Source organism: Pseudoalteromonas sp. SG45-2 (genome assembly GCF_014164115.1).
Taxonomy (GTDB): Bacteria; Pseudomonadota; Gammaproteobacteria; order Enterobacterales; family Alteromonadaceae; genus Pseudoalteromonas; species Pseudoalteromonas distincta.
Genome location: NZ_JACJEO010000028.1, coordinates 1 through 15,154, shown reverse-complemented (window position 1 = coordinate 15,154; position 15,154 = coordinate 1). Strand labels below are relative to the sequence as shown.

The 15,154-nt window shown below is 40.4% G+C and carries 17 protein-coding genes; 13 read left to right on the top strand and 4 right to left on the bottom strand.

Annotated elements, in window-relative coordinates; translation table 11 throughout:
* Window positions 1–10 precede the first annotated feature (10 nt).
* The 7 genes from pepQ to H5116_RS17560 all read left to right on the top strand — a co-directional run bounded on the left by pepQ (window position 11) and on the right by H5116_RS17560 (window position 5,609).
* Window positions 11–1,333, top strand: coding sequence for a Xaa-Pro dipeptidase (gene pepQ, locus H5116_RS17590; protein WP_024597188.1), 1,323 nt, complete (start codon window positions 11–13; stop codon window positions 1,331–1,333).
* A gap of 86 nt (window positions 1,334–1,419) precedes the next feature.
* Window positions 1,420–2,034, top strand: coding sequence for a YigZ family protein (locus H5116_RS17585; RefSeq protein WP_004335181.1), 615 nt, complete (start codon window positions 1,420–1,422; stop codon window positions 2,032–2,034).
* Between the two features lie 96 nt (window positions 2,035–2,130).
* Window positions 2,131–3,582, top strand: coding sequence for a TrkH family potassium uptake protein (locus H5116_RS17580; protein WP_004335179.1), 1,452 nt, complete (start codon window positions 2,131–2,133; stop codon window positions 3,580–3,582).
* A 45-nt stretch (window positions 3,583–3,627) separates the two neighbouring features.
* Window positions 3,628–4,287 carry a flagellar brake protein gene (locus tag H5116_RS17575; protein ID WP_182716736.1) on the top strand — a complete coding sequence of 220 codons (660 nt, stop codon included), beginning with the start codon at window positions 3,628–3,630 and terminating at the stop codon, window positions 4,285–4,287.
* 465 nt (window positions 4,288–4,752) lie between these two features.
* Window positions 4,753–4,965 (top strand): EF-hand domain-containing protein, encoded by a 213-nt coding sequence (locus H5116_RS17570; protein ID WP_004335175.1) that lies wholly within the window; start codon window positions 4,753–4,755, stop codon window positions 4,963–4,965.
* A 140-nt stretch (window positions 4,966–5,105) separates the two neighbouring features.
* The gene (locus H5116_RS17565; protein ID WP_004335174.1) at window positions 5,106–5,318 is read left to right on the top strand and encodes a calmodulin; all 213 of its coding nucleotides are present in this window, start codon (window positions 5,106–5,108) and stop codon (window positions 5,316–5,318) included.
* A 75-nt stretch (window positions 5,319–5,393) separates the two neighbouring features.
* A complete protein-coding gene (locus H5116_RS17560) occupies window positions 5,394–5,609 on the top strand; it encodes an EF-hand domain-containing protein (RefSeq protein WP_024597191.1) in 216 nt (71 codons plus the stop codon).
* Window positions 5,610–5,690: 81 nt separating this feature from the next.
* Here H5116_RS17560 and trkA read toward each other — a convergent pair whose 3' ends face one another.
* The 4 genes from trkA to def form a co-directional block, all read right to left on the bottom strand.
* Window positions 5,691–7,067: a Trk system potassium transporter TrkA gene (gene trkA / locus H5116_RS17555; RefSeq protein ID WP_154904167.1), complete on the bottom strand. Its 1,377-nt coding sequence runs from the start codon at window positions 7,065–7,067 to the stop codon at window positions 5,691–5,693.
* Window positions 7,068–7,153: 86 nt separating this feature from the next.
* Window positions 7,154–8,449 (bottom strand): 16S rRNA (cytosine(967)-C(5))-methyltransferase RsmB, encoded by a 1,296-nt coding sequence (gene rsmB / locus H5116_RS17550; protein WP_004335167.1) that lies wholly within the window; start codon window positions 8,447–8,449, stop codon window positions 7,154–7,156.
* Window positions 8,442–9,395 carry a methionyl-tRNA formyltransferase gene (gene fmt, locus H5116_RS17545; protein WP_024594985.1) on the bottom strand — a complete coding sequence of 318 codons (954 nt, stop codon included), beginning with the start codon at window positions 9,393–9,395 and terminating at the stop codon, window positions 8,442–8,444. Before fmt ends, rsmB begins: the two co-directional genes overlap by 8 nt.
* 21 nt (window positions 9,396–9,416) lie before the next feature.
* Window positions 9,417–9,923 (bottom strand): peptide deformylase, encoded by a 507-nt coding sequence (gene def, locus H5116_RS17540; protein WP_138489866.1) that lies wholly within the window; start codon window positions 9,921–9,923, stop codon window positions 9,417–9,419.
* A 118-nt stretch (window positions 9,924–10,041) separates the two neighbouring features.
* Here def and H5116_RS17535 point away from each other — a divergent pair, with 118 nt between their 5' ends.
* The 6 genes from H5116_RS17535 to hemF all read left to right on the top strand — a co-directional run bounded on the left by H5116_RS17535 (window position 10,042) and on the right by hemF (window position 14,989).
* Window positions 10,042–11,160: a LysM peptidoglycan-binding domain-containing protein gene (locus tag H5116_RS17535; protein WP_182716735.1), complete on the top strand. Its 1,119-nt coding sequence runs from the start codon at window positions 10,042–10,044 to the stop codon at window positions 11,158–11,160.
* A 31-nt stretch (window positions 11,161–11,191) separates the two neighbouring features.
* Window positions 11,192–12,283: a DNA-processing protein DprA gene (dprA, locus tag H5116_RS17530; RefSeq protein ID WP_182693018.1), complete on the top strand. Its 1,092-nt coding sequence runs from the start codon at window positions 11,192–11,194 to the stop codon at window positions 12,281–12,283.
* 1 nt (window position 12,284) lies between these two features.
* Window positions 12,285–12,758 (top strand): DUF494 family protein, encoded by a 474-nt coding sequence (locus H5116_RS17525; RefSeq protein WP_182693017.1) that lies wholly within the window; start codon window positions 12,285–12,287, stop codon window positions 12,756–12,758.
* Window positions 12,759–12,872: 114 nt separating this feature from the next.
* On the top strand, window positions 12,873–13,448 hold the full coding sequence (locus H5116_RS17520) for a type I DNA topoisomerase (RefSeq protein WP_004335155.1): 576 nt from the start codon (window positions 12,873–12,875) through the stop codon (window positions 13,446–13,448).
* Window positions 13,449–13,473: 25 nt separating this feature from the next.
* Window positions 13,474–14,037 (top strand): L-threonylcarbamoyladenylate synthase, encoded by a 564-nt coding sequence (locus H5116_RS17515; RefSeq protein WP_004335153.1) that lies wholly within the window; start codon window positions 13,474–13,476, stop codon window positions 14,035–14,037.
* A 1-nt stretch (window position 14,038) separates the two neighbouring features.
* A complete protein-coding gene (hemF, locus tag H5116_RS17510; protein ID WP_182716734.1) occupies window positions 14,039–14,989 on the top strand; it encodes an oxygen-dependent coproporphyrinogen oxidase in 951 nt (316 codons plus the stop codon).
* Window positions 14,990–15,154: the final 165 nt, after the last annotated feature.

Sequence of the window (15,154 nt, the reverse complement as noted above, 5' to 3'; positions counted from 1 at the left end):
TGGATTAACAATGGATAAATTAGCCGTTTTATACGCCGAACATATTGCAACACTGCAACAGCGTACTCGTACAATTTGTAATAGCGAAGGGTTAGAAGGATTAGTAATTCATTCAGGCCAAGCTAAGCGCCAGTTTTTAGATGATATGTATTATCCATTTAAAGTTAATCCACAGTTTAAAGCGTGGTTACCGGTTATTGACAATCCTCATTGCTGGATTGTGGTAAATGGCAGCGACAAACCAAAACTCATATTTTATCGTCCAGTAGATTTTTGGCATAAAGTACCAGACGAGCCTCGCGACTTTTGGGCTGAGTACTTTGATATAGAGCTACTACTTCAGCCTGATCAAGTAGAAAAGTTATTACCATACGATAAAGCTAAATATGCTTACATGGGTGAATACATTGAAGTAGCGCAAGCTCTTGGTTTTAGTATTATGAACCCTGAGCCTGTACTTAACTATTTTCATTACCACCGCGCTTATAAAACGCAGTACGAACTTGAATGTTTACGCAACGCTAACCGCATTGCAGTAGATGGGCATAAAGCTGCACGCGATACATTCTTTAATGGTGGTAGCGAGTTCGACATTCAGCAAGCGTACTTAATGGCGACACGTCAAAGCGAAAATGAAATGCCGTACGGCAACATTGTTGCGCTTAACGAAAACTGCGCTATTTTGCACTACACGCACTTTGATCCAAAAGTGCCACACACCCACAACTCATTTTTAATTGATGCCGGTGCAAACTTTAATGGTTACGCTGCTGATATTACTCGTACGTATGATTTTAAAAAGCAGGGTGAGTTTGCTGAGCTTGTGCAAGCGATGACTGTTCAACAAATCGAGTTAGGTAAAGGTTTAAAGCCGGGTATGCTTTATGGTGATTTACACGTTGAATGTCATAATCGTATCGCACAAATACTTAGTGACTTTAAAATTGTTAACCTACCCGCGGAGGAAATTGTTGAGCGTAAAATTACATCTACTTTCTTCCCGCATGGACTAGGACATCACCTAGGTTTACAAGTGCATGATATGGGCGGTTTTATGAGTGACGAAAAGGGCACACATCAACCATCGCCTGAAGGGCATCCGTTCTTGCGTTGTACTCGCCTGATCGAAAAAAACCAAGTGTTTACTATTGAGCCAGGTTTATACTTTATTGATTCACTGCTTGGTGATTTAGCGCAAACCGATAATAAGCAGTTTATTAACTGGGAAAAGGTAGAGTCATTTAAACCATTTGGCGGCATTCGTATTGAAGATAACATTATTGTTCACGAAGATAGCCTAGAGAATATGACGCGTAATTTAGAACTCGATTAATTTCTATAAAGACGAGTTAGCGAATAAACGTTAAAATATGCATATGAACGGGGCCTTTAGGCCCCATTTTTAATTGAGCTTTTAATATGTCTGAATATAAATATCCTGCTGCTGACGTTTTTCATCAAGAAGAAATAAAAAAAAGTACGTTTATAGTCCACATTGCACACACCCCCGATTTAAATTCAGCAAAAACATTTATTAAAAGCATTGAAGAAAAGTATAGCGATGCACGTCATAACTGCTGGGCACATGTGGCAGGCAATCCTGGTGGCAGCCATGTTTATGGTTTTTCGGATGATGGTGAACCTAATGGCACTGCGGGGAAACCTATGTTAAATGTGCTGGTGGGTTCGGGCCTTGGCGAAATCACTGCCGTGGTGACACGTTATTTTGGCGGCATAAAATTAGGCACCGGCGGGCTAGTACGTGCTTATGGTGGCTCATTAAATAATGCACTAGTAAAATTGCAAACGGTGCTTAAAGTTCCCAGCGTTGAAATTACTGGGAGTAGTGAGTACAGCATGCAAGGCGCGATTGAGCAGTTATTAAAAACAAAGTATCAAGTGCTTAATATTGATAAGCAATTTACTGCTAATATTGAGTGGGTGATTACAATCGATAGCCGTGAAGCTCAGCAAGCAATCAAAGATATTTTTGATTTAAGTCACGGCGCAGTTGAGTTAACTATTAAAGAGTAATAACCTACACAAATTGCATATAATGCATACTGACCCTATTTAATTTGGTTGATACTACTCAGCCTGAATTTACTAATAATAAAAGCGACAAGCTAAATGCAATTTCGTACCATCATAAAAATTCTTGGCCAACTTGTTGCGCTGTTTAGTATTACCATGGTGCCTCCGGCACTGGTGTCTTTAATATACAAAGACGGTGGTGGTGTTCCTTTTGTTTTAGCATTTATCTTTAGTGTTGTTATTGGCATGATGGCTTATTACCCAAACCGCCATGAAAACGGTGATTTAAAAGCACGTGAAGGCTTTTTAATTGTTGTTTTGTTTTGGCTGGTACTTGGGGCGTTTGCGTCCTTGCCGCTTATCTTTTTACAAGAACCGAACTTATCGCTCGCCGATGCGGTGTTTGAAGCATTCTCTGGCTTAACAACCACCGGCGCTACGGTGCTTACCGGTATTGAGTATTTACCCAAGTCGGTATTGTTTTATCGCCAGCAACTCCAGTGGTTTGGCGGTATGGGTATAATCGTACTCGCTGTTGCTATACTACCTATGCTAGGTGTTGGTGGTATGCAGTTGTACCGCGCTGAAATACCAGGGCCTGTAAAAGATTCTAAAATGACCCCGCGAATTGCCGATACTGCAAAGCACCTTTGGTATATTTATGTGTCGTTGACTATTACTTGTATGCTGGCTTATTGGGCTGCAGGAATGGAGTGGTTTGATGCTATATGTCATGCATTCTCAACGGTGGCGATAGGTGGTTTTTCTACTTACGACGCCTCCATGGGGCACTTTGACAGCCCTGTAATTAACTTTATTTGTGTGTTCTTTTTAATTATTGCCGCTGTTAACTTCTCCCTGCATTACGCCGCAGTGGCGAGCCGAAACATACAAGTTTATATTAGAGATCCAGAGTTTAAGGTGTTTTTGTGTATTCAATTAGCGCTGGTGGTTATTTGTTTTACTGTACTTTCCTCTAACGAAATATTTGCTAATGGTGATGAAACCCTCGATCAGGCGTTATTTCAAGCTGTTTCAATGAGTACAACAGCAGGCTTTGCTACTGATAACTTTTCAACATGGCCTTTGTTTTTACCTATTTTACTTATATTTTCGAGCTTTATTGGTGGCTGTGCAGGCTCTACCGGTGGTGGTATGAAAGTAGTGCGCGTGTTCTTACTGTACTTGCAGGGTGTGCGTGAGCTTAATCGTTTGGTGCACCCACGGGCTATATATTCAATCAAGCTGGGTCGTAAGGCGTTGCCAGACAAAGTAGTAGAAGCCGTGTGGGGATTTTTCTCTGCATATGCGCTTGTATTTATTATTATCATGTTAGCGCTTATGGGCACGGGTATGGATAACATAACTGCGTTCTCAGCCACTGCGGCTTGTTTAAATAACTTAGGGCCTGGCTTAGGAGATGTAGCGTCGCATTATGGTGCTATAACCGATGGTGCTAAATGGTTGCTTACTATTGCAATGGTGTTTGGTCGCCTAGAAATATTTACTTTATTAGTGTTATTTACGCCTACTTTTTGGCGTGGATAAACGAGCGGCTTAAGTTTTAAATTACAAAATATTGGAAAAAGGGATATGCCAACAAATTTAGAAAAGCTAAAGCATATAGGTGTAGGCAGTTTAGTTGACCTAGAAATATTAACACCTACAAGCAGTAAGCGTGTTAAAACTGAATTAGTTGGTTTACTCGATAAACAGTTTATTATTTTAAATTATCCCAATGCTAAGCGTTTACCTGCAGCGAGTGACTATTTACGTGATGGTGTAATGGTTGTTGTAAGAGCACTGATTGAAGGCTGTGGCGGGCAAGTTATTGCGTTTCGCCAGCAAATTATGTCAGTAGCCTCTCATCCCGCTAAACTCGTCTTTATTAATTTTCCTAAGCAAGTGCAGCTATTTGCGCTACGCTCGCAAACACGCATACCTACCTTGTTACCTGCAAAGCTAAAACTAAGTGACGATAGAGTGCTTGAAGGCCTTATTAAGGACATTTCACTCACTGGTGTAATGTTTGATATTAGAGGCGATCAGCAAGTTGAAGGTATTAAAGATATGCAATGCACTGTCGTACTCAATAGTAGTGATAAAGATTTTGAAGGTGAAATTTGCAGTGTTAAAGAGCATGTCGCAGGTGTGCACTGCGGAATTAAGCTACTAGCAAGCGAGGATGAAATGAAAACCTTTATGAAAGAGCATTTTATAGACCCATCTGCGCTTGAGCCCACCGTTGACTAAATCGTTTTTCGCTTATTTGCAACAAAATGTCGTTTTACGTGAGTATTTATAAAGTGTTTTTTTGTTTTTATATAATTAAAAATATTATTCATATAAAACAATGTTTTACGTATTTTTTGTTATGGCTTGTTTTTTGTTGTTATAGCTACTTCGTTAAAATTAACCTTAATTATTTTTTAAAATCCCTCCTTTTATAGCTCTACATTTTAAAATGTATCTTTTTATATAAACATAACTATTTGTTTTTAATGACTTTAGTTTTTCACCTCTAAAGCGTGTTGCGAAAAGGCAACAGTAATGACTCTGAAAATTCCTACTTATTGTATGTTTTGTTTTTAACTTGTTGAAAGTTAATGGCTTTTCAATGTTGGCATTTAAGTTGTAATAGTCAGGGTGTACTGAACGAAATCGTGATTCAAAGTGAAACACTTAATCGCACACACATAAATTTGAAGGATACATATTATGAAAAGCATTAATAAAACTTTAGCACTTATCGCTATTGCATCTTCTTCAGCCGCTTTTGCAGCAACAGATTTTGACACACTTGATGTAGACGGCAGTGGCACAATTAGCCAAGCAGAAGCATCAGTAGACGCAAAATTAATGAGCATGTTTTCTGAGCTTGATACTGACCAAAATGGTGAGTTATCAAAAGAAGAATTTTCAGAAGCTTAATTAAAAAGTATTTATCCTGAGTTGCCAAAGACAACCTAAGTAGGCAAGGGAGCTTACGAAAGAGGATAACAAGGAAGTGAAAAATTACGTTTTAAGTTAAACGAAGCAATTTTTTTGATAGAACATTGAAGGATTAAGTTATGAAACATTTAAATAAAGCATTAGCACTTATAGTACTAGCATCTTCTTCAGCTGCATTTGCAGCATCAGATTTTGACAGCCTTGATATCGATGGTAGCGGCACAATTAGCCCAAGCGAAGCGGCTGTCGATACCGATTTAATGGCTGAATTTATTGAGCTAGATACCGACGGTAGCGGCGAGCTTTCTAAAGAAGAATTCGCTAATTACTAATCTTTTTTCAGATTAAACATTTTTCACAGTCAGGGATCTTTGAAAAGGACTTCCCATATTACTAGGAATATTATTATGAAAACATTCAATACAACACTTGCAGTTATCGTTTTAGCATCTTCATCAGCAGCATATGCTGCAGTAGATTTTGCCTCTTTTGATGCAGATGGCGACGGTGCGATTACAATGGAAGAAGCGAAGGTTAACCCTCAACTTGTGAAGATTTTTGATGATTTAGATACTGATGGAAATGGTGAAATCTCTAAAGAAGAGTTTTCAAAGGTACAGTAATCAATATTCGAAGATACTCCACTAAAGCCGCCTTAGTCAGCGGCTTTTTTGTATTTTAAATTAACTAATTAGCGTAACTAGTTAAAGGAATATAGCACTTACTTGGAATAGTTTTTCTACAACGGTAATATGTTTTTTGTCGATTAAAAACATAATGACATGATCGCCCGACATAATAATTGTATCATCGTGAGCTATCAGTACATCGTCATTACGTACTATTGCGCCAATAGTTGTACCCGCTGGAAGTTTTATGTCGGCAATCGCGCGACCAACAACTTTAGATGTGCTTTCATCACCATGAGCAACCGCTTCTATGGCTTCTGCCGCACCTTTACGCAGTGAATACACATTAACAATATCACCACGGCGTACGTGCGTTAATAACGCTGATATTGTTGCTTGTTGTGGCGATATGGCAATGTCTATTTCGCCGCCTTGTACCAAATCAACGTAAGCACCACGCTGGATAAGCACCATGGTTTTCTGTGCGCCCATACGTTTTGCAAGCATGGCTGACATAATGTTTGCTTCATCGTCATTGGTTACGGCAATAAACACATCTACTTGTTCAATATGCTCTTCTGAGAGCAGTTCTTGATCAGATGCGTCACCACAAAAAACGACCGTGTTATCGAGCATTTCTGAGAGTTGCTCAGCACGTTCTTTACTGCGTTCAATTAGTTTAACGGTGTGGTTTTTTTCAAGTGAGCGGGCAAGGCCTGCCCCAATGTTACCGCCACCAGCTATCATAATTTTTTTGTACGAACGCTCAAGTTTTTGTAGCTCGTTCATTACTGCGCGTATATGTTTTGTAGCGGCAATAAAGAATACTTCGTCATCGGCTTCAATAACGGTGGTACCCAATGGTTTTATTGCTTTACCTTGACGATAAATAGCGGCAACACGAGTTTCTACATTAGGAATATGTTCTTTAAGTGCAGATAACGCATAACCTACAAGTAAACCGCCATAGTAAGCTTTTACGGCTACTAACGAGAGCATGCCATCAGCAAACTGCAATACTTGCAGAGCACCAGGGTAGTCAATTAAACGGCGAATATACTTAGTGACCAGTGCTTCGGGAGCAATGTAATGATCGATTGGTAAATCATCGTTTTGAAATAGTTTTTCGCGGTATTTTAAATATTGCTCTGAGCGAATGCGGGCAATTTTAGTGGGCGTTTTAAAAATACTGTACGCCACTTGGCATGCAACCATGTTCACTTCATCTGAACTGGTTACCGCTATAATCATATCGGCATCTTCAGCACCTGCACGGCGTAATACATCAGGATGCGCACTGTGGCCCATAACCCCTTGTAAGTCGTACTTATCTTGAAGTTCACGTAATCGGTTACCGTCTATATCAACAACGGTAATTTCGTTTTGTTCGCCAACTAAGTTTTCAGCAAGCGTAGCACCAACTTGCCCGGCACCGAGTATAATTATTTTCATTATTTACCCGTGGTATTGATCATAATTTAATTAAAAAAATAGCCATTTAATGTTTCATAAATGGCTAACTATTTAGTGTACGGCTATTAGGCTTTTTTAACTAGCTTAGCGTAATAAAATCCATCACTTTCACCGGGCAGTAACTGCAAACCTGGCGTTGTTACGGTATCGTTTTCGTGTAGAGGTATATGTTCTACATCATCGTTATTAGCTAAAAACTTAGCAACTTGCTGTTGGTTTTCTTGTGGAAGAACCGAACACGTAGCATATACCAATGTGCCACCTGGTTTTAACAGTGGCCAAATGCTATCAAGAATATCGCTTTGTAACTTGGCTAAGTCTTCGATATCTGATGCGCGACGTAACCATTTTATGTCAGGGTGACGGCGAATTACGCCAGTGGCCGAACAAGGCACATCAAGCAAAATACGATCAAATAATTTTTCATCCCACCAGGTATGTGGTTGCGATGCATCGCCACATTGTAGGTCTGCACCTAAGCCAATACGAGTTAAGTTTTGCTTAACACGTTCAAGGCGAGTTGAGTCGCTATCAAGTGCAAGTACATCAGCATCAGCAAGCTCTAAAATATGACATGTTTTACCGCCAGGGGCTGCGCAGGCATCCAAAATATAGTCGTCTGCTTTAGGTTCTAAAAAGCGGGCTGCCAACTGTGCTGCAGCATCTTGTACTGAACATGCACCTGTATCAAACTCAGGTAACGAAAATACATCACGTGGTTTGGCAAGCTTAATCCCATCAATAAAATCAGGGTTTAAGGTGTGTTCAATATCGTTAGCGCTGAGCATGTCACTGTATTCTTGCGTGCTAAATTGGGCTTGATTGACACGAAGCCACATTGGCGCTTGTTGCTGGTTTTCTTCAAGTAGTGCTTCCCAGCTATCTGGGTAGGCTGTTTGCACCTGTTTAATAAACCAATTTGGATGGTTGTATAAACATACCGGAATAAGCTTCGCTTTTTCTTCAAGCTCAGCTTGTTGACGCTGAAAGCTACGTAAAATGGCGTTTATCAGTCCTTTTAATCCTAAAGCGCGTAGTTGAGCCAGTGCGTTAACCGTTTCTGAAATGGCAGCATGAGGTGGTACGCGCATATGCTGCAGTTGATAAATACCTACGTATAATAAAAACTGAAATATTCTACGTTTACCTTTTAATGGCTGCTCTACTAAGTGTTGGCAGTAATTTTCAAGGCTCGGTAAGTAGCGTAAAACGCCATAACAAATTTGCTGTAGCAACGCTTTATCTTTAGGCGGCAAGCCTTGGCTTGCAAATGGAAGTTCTTGATTAAGCGATGCGCCTTTATCAACTACGTTATATAAAGTTTCAGCGGCAAGCGCTCGTACGTTTGGAACATTACTCATTGTTTTCGCCTAATATTGTGCCAGGAGTAACCCAGTCACTACGACCATTTAAAAAGTCGTTAATTGCCATTGGTTTTTTACCTTGCGGCTGTAATTGCGTAATACATAAAGCGTGTTCGCCACACGCCACTACTACGCCATTTTTGTCGCTTGATAAAATTTGCCCAGGATCACCTGATTGCAGCATAACCTGCGCTTGATGAATCTTTACTGTTTGCCCACCCATTTGGGTAAAGCACATTGGCCACGGGTTAAAAGAGCGAATGTTTCGCTCGATTTGAAGCGCACTCAAGGACCAGTCGATATTAGCTTCCTCTTTAGAAAGCTTTTTAGCGTAGTTAGCAAGTTCATCGTTTTGAGGTTCAGGGGTGATCTCACCATTAGCTAATTTATTAATGGTTTCAATTAACGCATCTGGACCTAGCTCAGCAAGCTTTGTATATAAGCTTGCGCTAGTTTCTGTTGTGCTAATAGGGCAGCGGCTTATATGTAGCATATCGCCGGTATCTAGCCCTTCATCCATTTGCATTATTGTTACGCCGGTTTGTTCATCACCTGCCCAAATTGCGCGTTGAATAGGTGCAGCACCGCGCCAGCGCGGTAATATAGAGCCATGCACATTTAAACAACCTAAACGTGGCGCTTCTAAAATAGCTTTAGGTAAAATTAAGCCATATGCTACAACAATCATAATGTCGGCATTTAAGCTTGTTAGCTCAGCTAGTGCTTCATCATTTTTTAATGACTGTGGCTGAAAAACCGGTAAGTTGTGCTCAAGCGCTAGCTCTTTCACTTCACTGGCTTTTAATTTTTTACCACGACCTGCAGGGCGATCTGGCTGGCTATATACACCCACTATTTGGTGTTCGCTTTGTATCAGCGCTTGTAAATGACGTGCGGCAAAGTCCGGCGTACCGGCAAATATAATGCGTAATGGTTGAGTCACTGAGTTTTCCTAAGGTGCTTATTACTGTTCTGCAAACTTGGCTTCTTTTTCAAGCTTTTTACGAATACGTTGGCGCTTTAATGGAGATAAGTAATCAATGAATAGCTTACCTTGAAGGTGATCTAGTTCATGTTGAATACAAATAGCCAATAATTCATCTGCATCTAGTAAAAATTCTTCACCGTTTTCGTTAAGTGCAGCGACTGTTACTGTTTCTGCGCGATCTACTTTTGCATACGAGTTAGGTACTGATAAACAGCCTTCTTCGCTAACGGTAGAGCCGTCTTTTTTTATGATTTGTGGATTAATTAATACCAGTGGCTCATTGCGCTCTTCTGATACATCAATAACAACGATTCGTTGATGAATATCTACTTGCGTGGCCGCAAGACCAATGCCATTTTCATCGTACATTGTCTCTAGCATGTCTTTTACAATTTGGCGTACTGTGTCATCAACTTGTACAACATCTTTTGCTACAGTACGTAAACGTTCATCTGGAAATCTTAAAACTTCTAACCTAGCCATAGTTACCTTTTTCACTTGTGCTTAATTTAGGGTATTGTATGCTCTTATTTTAGCCATTCGCGTTCACCTTTAACAGGTTTTGGGCAATAATAATGAAAAAACAATACAAGGAAGCTCGATGAAATCTCCACTACTTGCAATCATGCTTACGTTAAGCGCTGCGTTTCCCGCAGTTGCTGATGTACTTAAAATAAAAAAAGGCGCACCAAAACAGTATGTTGTAAAAAAAGGCGATACACTTTGGGATATTTCTGGCATCTATTTAGATGAGCCTTGGCTATGGCCTGAACTTTGGCAAATGAATCCACAAATTGACAACCCACACCTAATTTACCCCGGTGATGCATTAGCGTTGATATACGATGCAGATGGAAACCCACGTTTAGTGATAAATAAAGGATATAGAAAGCTATCTCCTCAGGGTCGTATTACACCAAAAGGGCGTGATGCTATTACTACTTTGCCGCTTGAAATGATCAAACCTTATATCAGTTACGAGCAAGCAATGAACAGTGACGATATTAAAGGTAAACCTTATATTTTAGGTGCAAACGAAAATACTAAAACACAAACGCTAGGCCATATTTTATATGTTAAAGGCGACTTACAAGTACATAAAGCATATGCTATTTACCATAAAGGTGACCCCTACACTGATTTAACCGGTGAAGTGTTAGCAACGCGTGCATCTTACGTGGGTATAGCACGTGCTTTTAGAGCGGGCGATGAGAAAAATGGCGTGCCTTCGTCATTACGCGTTGAGTCTGTTAAACGAGAAATTCAGCAAGGTGATTTTTTAATGCCGGCAATGGAAGGCCAAATGCTTCCTGCGTACTTTGATATACACCGTCCTTTAGAACCTGTAACAGGTAATATTATTGCTTCACCACGCGAAGTTAGAGAATTCAGCACAATGGATGTTGTGGTGCTAAACTTAGGCAGTGAACAAAATATAGAAGCGGGTCATGTATTAGATCTAGAGCGTCAATCACCAACGGTTATTGATGGTCCTCGTGGCCCTCGTTATCCAGAAGATTCTAGTAAATATGAGAAGCTTTTATCTGATGTGAGCCAATTATTTGGTGATGAGTCTGACGAACAAAACACAACGTGGACCATGCCTAAAGAAAAAGTTGGTGAGCTAATTGTCTTTAAAGTGTATGACAAAGTAAGTTATGCATTAATAACTAAAAACCAGCACCCAATTCGCATTGGAGATATTGCAGTTATTCATTAAGAAGTAGCGAGTCGGTGCTCTAGGAGAGAGCATGGATCAGTCATCTGGCAAGCTAGCCCACTGGCTTGCCTTTTATATGTGTAAAGGGTTGGGTATAAAAACCCTTTTAGCACTATCTACAAACTATTCCCTTGGGTCGTTATTCGACTTATCTCATGACAAGCTTTTACAGCTTGGGTTAACCGCTAATCAAGCGAGCAATTTACTCAACACCAATTGGCAACAAGTCAGTCATTATGAGCAATTAATAGCGCTGAACAACATTACTGTTGTCTGTATTTTTGATCCGCTTTACCCAGAAGATCTCCGGCAGATTGCCAGTGCGCCTTTATTACTATTTTGCAGGGGAGATGTCTCGTTATTATCAACTCCACAGATTGCAATTGTAGGCAGCCGTAATGCTACACCTACCGGGCTTGAAATAGCCTCAGAATTTGCATACGAGTTAACTTTGGCGGGTATTACGGTTACTTCAGGTATGGCGCGGGGAATAGATGGTGCAGCACATAAAGGCTCTCTTGCTGGTACAGGTAAAACCATAGCGGTGCTTGGTACTGGGGTTGATATTTACTATCCCAAACGCCATAAACTATTAACAAACCAAGTTTTAGAAAGCGGTTTGCTGGTGAGTGAGTTTTTACCAGGCACAGCTGCTCATGCGCACAACTTTCCGCGCCGTAATCGTATTATTTCTGGATTATCGTTAGGAGTGCTTATTGTTGAAGCTGAAATTAAAAGTGGTTCGTTAATTACAGTACGCTATGCGCTTGAACAAAATAAAGAGGTATTTGCAGTACCGGGTTCTATTAAAAACCCGTTAGCGCAGGCAAGTCACTTTTTAATAAAGCAAGGTGCTAAGCTGGTAGAAAACGTGGCTGACATTCTTGATGAGGTGAGTTTCACTTACGACAATAATGTATTTAATAAAGAGCAGCCGATTCAAGCCAATTCTCAATGTGAGGTTCTAAATAGTATTGGCTTTGAAGTAACCAGTGTAGATGACATTGTGCGTCGTGCGCAGTGGCCAATAGATAAAGTACTCAGTAGGTTGCTCGATTTAGAATTAGACGATCAGATTGAGCGAGTCTTAGATGGTTACATCAAGTTAAGCGCAGGAAGGTAATATGTTTGATATTCTTTTGTATCTTTTTGAAAATTACATTCATAGCGAAGCGGATATATTTGCAGAGCAAAATGAGTTAACCGATGAGCTACTGCGTGCGGGCTTTAATAAGCCTGAGATATTTAAAGCTCTTGATTGGTTAGAGCAACTAGCCGATTTACAACACAGCGATGAGTCTCCTTATCTTATTGCTAACCCTAAAGATGCTGTGCGTATATTTACCGATAGTGAATGCCAAAGGCTCAGCGCTGAGTGTCGTGGCTTTTTAATGTTTATTGAGCAAATAGGCGTAATTAACAATGTAACACGTGAAATGGTAATGGACTGTTTAGCCTCTCTCGATAAACCAACTATAAGCCTAGAAGACTTAAAGTGGATTGTACTTATGATCTTGTTTAACGTTCCTGGCTCTGAAGAGGCATATGAGCAAATGGAAGATTTGATTTTTGATGAACCCAACGAACTTCTTCATTAGAGATAATTATCTTGATTGTACTCAAATTACTTAAAAGGATAAGCACGGCATTGCTTGTATCTTTAAGTGGTTTGGGTATATTAGGCGAAAATTCACCAACCTATTAGGATCACCATGAGTAAAATCGACCATTCGCTTTTCTCGGCGAACAAGCACGCCCTCGAAAAAGAATACGAGATATGCCCACAGTGTGGTTCAGAGTTAGTGATCCGCAATAGTAAATCAGGCCCTTTTTTAGGATGCGCAAGTTATCCCAAATGCGACTTTATTAGGCCGCTGGCACATCACGACAGTAACGAAATCAAAATATTAGAAGATTCTGCATGTCCTGAGTGTAGCAAACCGCTGGTGGTTAAAAATGGCCGCTATGGTATGTTTATTGGGTGTACGGGTTATCCAGAGTGTCATTATATTGCTAACGAAAATGAAGAAAAGCAAAGCGAAGATACTTTGCCTAGTTGCCCTAAATGCAAAAAAGGTCATTTAGTCGCGCGCAGTAATAAGTTTGGTAAAGTATTTTATTCTTGTGATTGCTACCCAAGTTGTAAATACACGCTTAATAATAAACCGGTTGAACATCCGTGTCCTGAATGTGACTGGCCTATCGTCATAGAAAGAAATATGGCAAACGGCATATTATTGCAATGCCCACAAAAAAGCTGCATGCATAAGCTCACCCCAACTGAATAACGTTTAATTATATCTGGAGACTACTTTGTCAGACCTTTCAAATACGCCCACTGCAATAACATGCTTAACGCAAGGCGAAGTTATTTTATACCCAACAGAAGCTGTATATGGTTTAGGTTGTGATCCAGATAATCAACAAGCCGTTGAGGCACTATTAGCTATTAAGCAGCGCCCGGTTGAAAAAGGGCTTATTTTAATCGCTGATAACTACGGACAATTATTAAAATACGTAGATGATGCAAAAATACCAATGGATAAACGCGCTGATATTTTTTCGAGTTGGCCTGCTGCAATTACATGGGTTATGCCTGCATCTAAAAATACGCCTAAATGGCTCACAGGGCAGTTTGATACCATCGCGGTAAGAGTAACAAACCATCCAACAGTAAAGCGTTTGTGCCAAGAGTTTGGTAAGCCATTAGTATCAACCAGTGCAAACTTAACCGGTCAAGAAACGGTAATTAGTATTGAGCAAGCCAAAGCGCAATTTGCAGAACAAGTTGGCTTTTACGTTGACGAGCCGTTAGGTGGTAATACTCAACCAAGCACAATAAAAGACGCCATGACTGGCAAAATATTTAGAGGTTAATATGCAAAGCGAATTATTAAATCAAGTAAAAGCATACTTTATGGCTTTGCAAGACACTATTTGCCAAGGTTTGGAGGCTGCAGATGGCAGTGCTAAATTTATAGAAGATAACTGGCAGCGAGCAGAAGGCGGTGGTGGTCGTACACGCGTAACCACTAATGGCACTGTAATAGAGCAAGGCGGAGTTAATTACTCTCATGTATTTGGCGCTTCAATGCCTGGTTCGGCAACAGCGCACAGACCAGAGCTTGCAGGGCGCAGCTTTCATGCGTGTGGTGTGTCGTTAGTTATTCACCCTAAAAACCCTCATGTACCAACAAGTCATGCCAATGTGCGCTTTTTTATAGCCGAAAAAGAAGGCGAAGAGCCAATATGGTGGTTTGGTGGCGGGTTTGATCTCACTCCTTTTTATCCAGTATTAGAAGACGTACAACATTGGCATCAAGTTGCTCACGACATTTGTGCGCCTTTTGGCAGCGACGTTTATCCAAAATACAAAACCTGGTGCGACGAGTACTTTTATTTAAAGCACAGAGATGAGACTCGCGGAGTAGGCGGTTTATTCTTTGACGATTTAAACGAACTTGGTTTTGAAAAGAGTTTTGCGTTTATGCAATCGGTGGGTAATGGATTTTTAGATGCCTATTTACCTATTATTGGACGTCGCAAAAATGACGAATACACAGAGCAACAACGTGATTTTCAGCTTTATCGTCGCGGGCGCTACGTTGAGTTTAATTTAGTATGGGATAGGGGCACTTTATTTGGATTACAAAGTGGCGGGCGCACTGAGTCTATATTAATGTCTATGCCACCACTTGCACGCTGGGAATATAACTATAAACCAGAGCCAAGTAGCCCAGAAGCTAACCTATATCAGTATTACTTACGCCCGCAAGAGTGGTTAACGAGTCAACCAAGTGAGCTGATAGCCAGAGAGTGGCAATTATAAAAATTAAACAATAATCAAAAAGGCGCTAATTAGCTGTCTTTTGATCACAAGTCTGACTCAAGAGATTTTGCTAAATCGTAGCCTTCCAGGATGGCTTGTAACTTAAGCCATCCTTGCCATAACACTTTCACAGATGCACGCCCTGTGCGCTTGGTATCTTTCCAG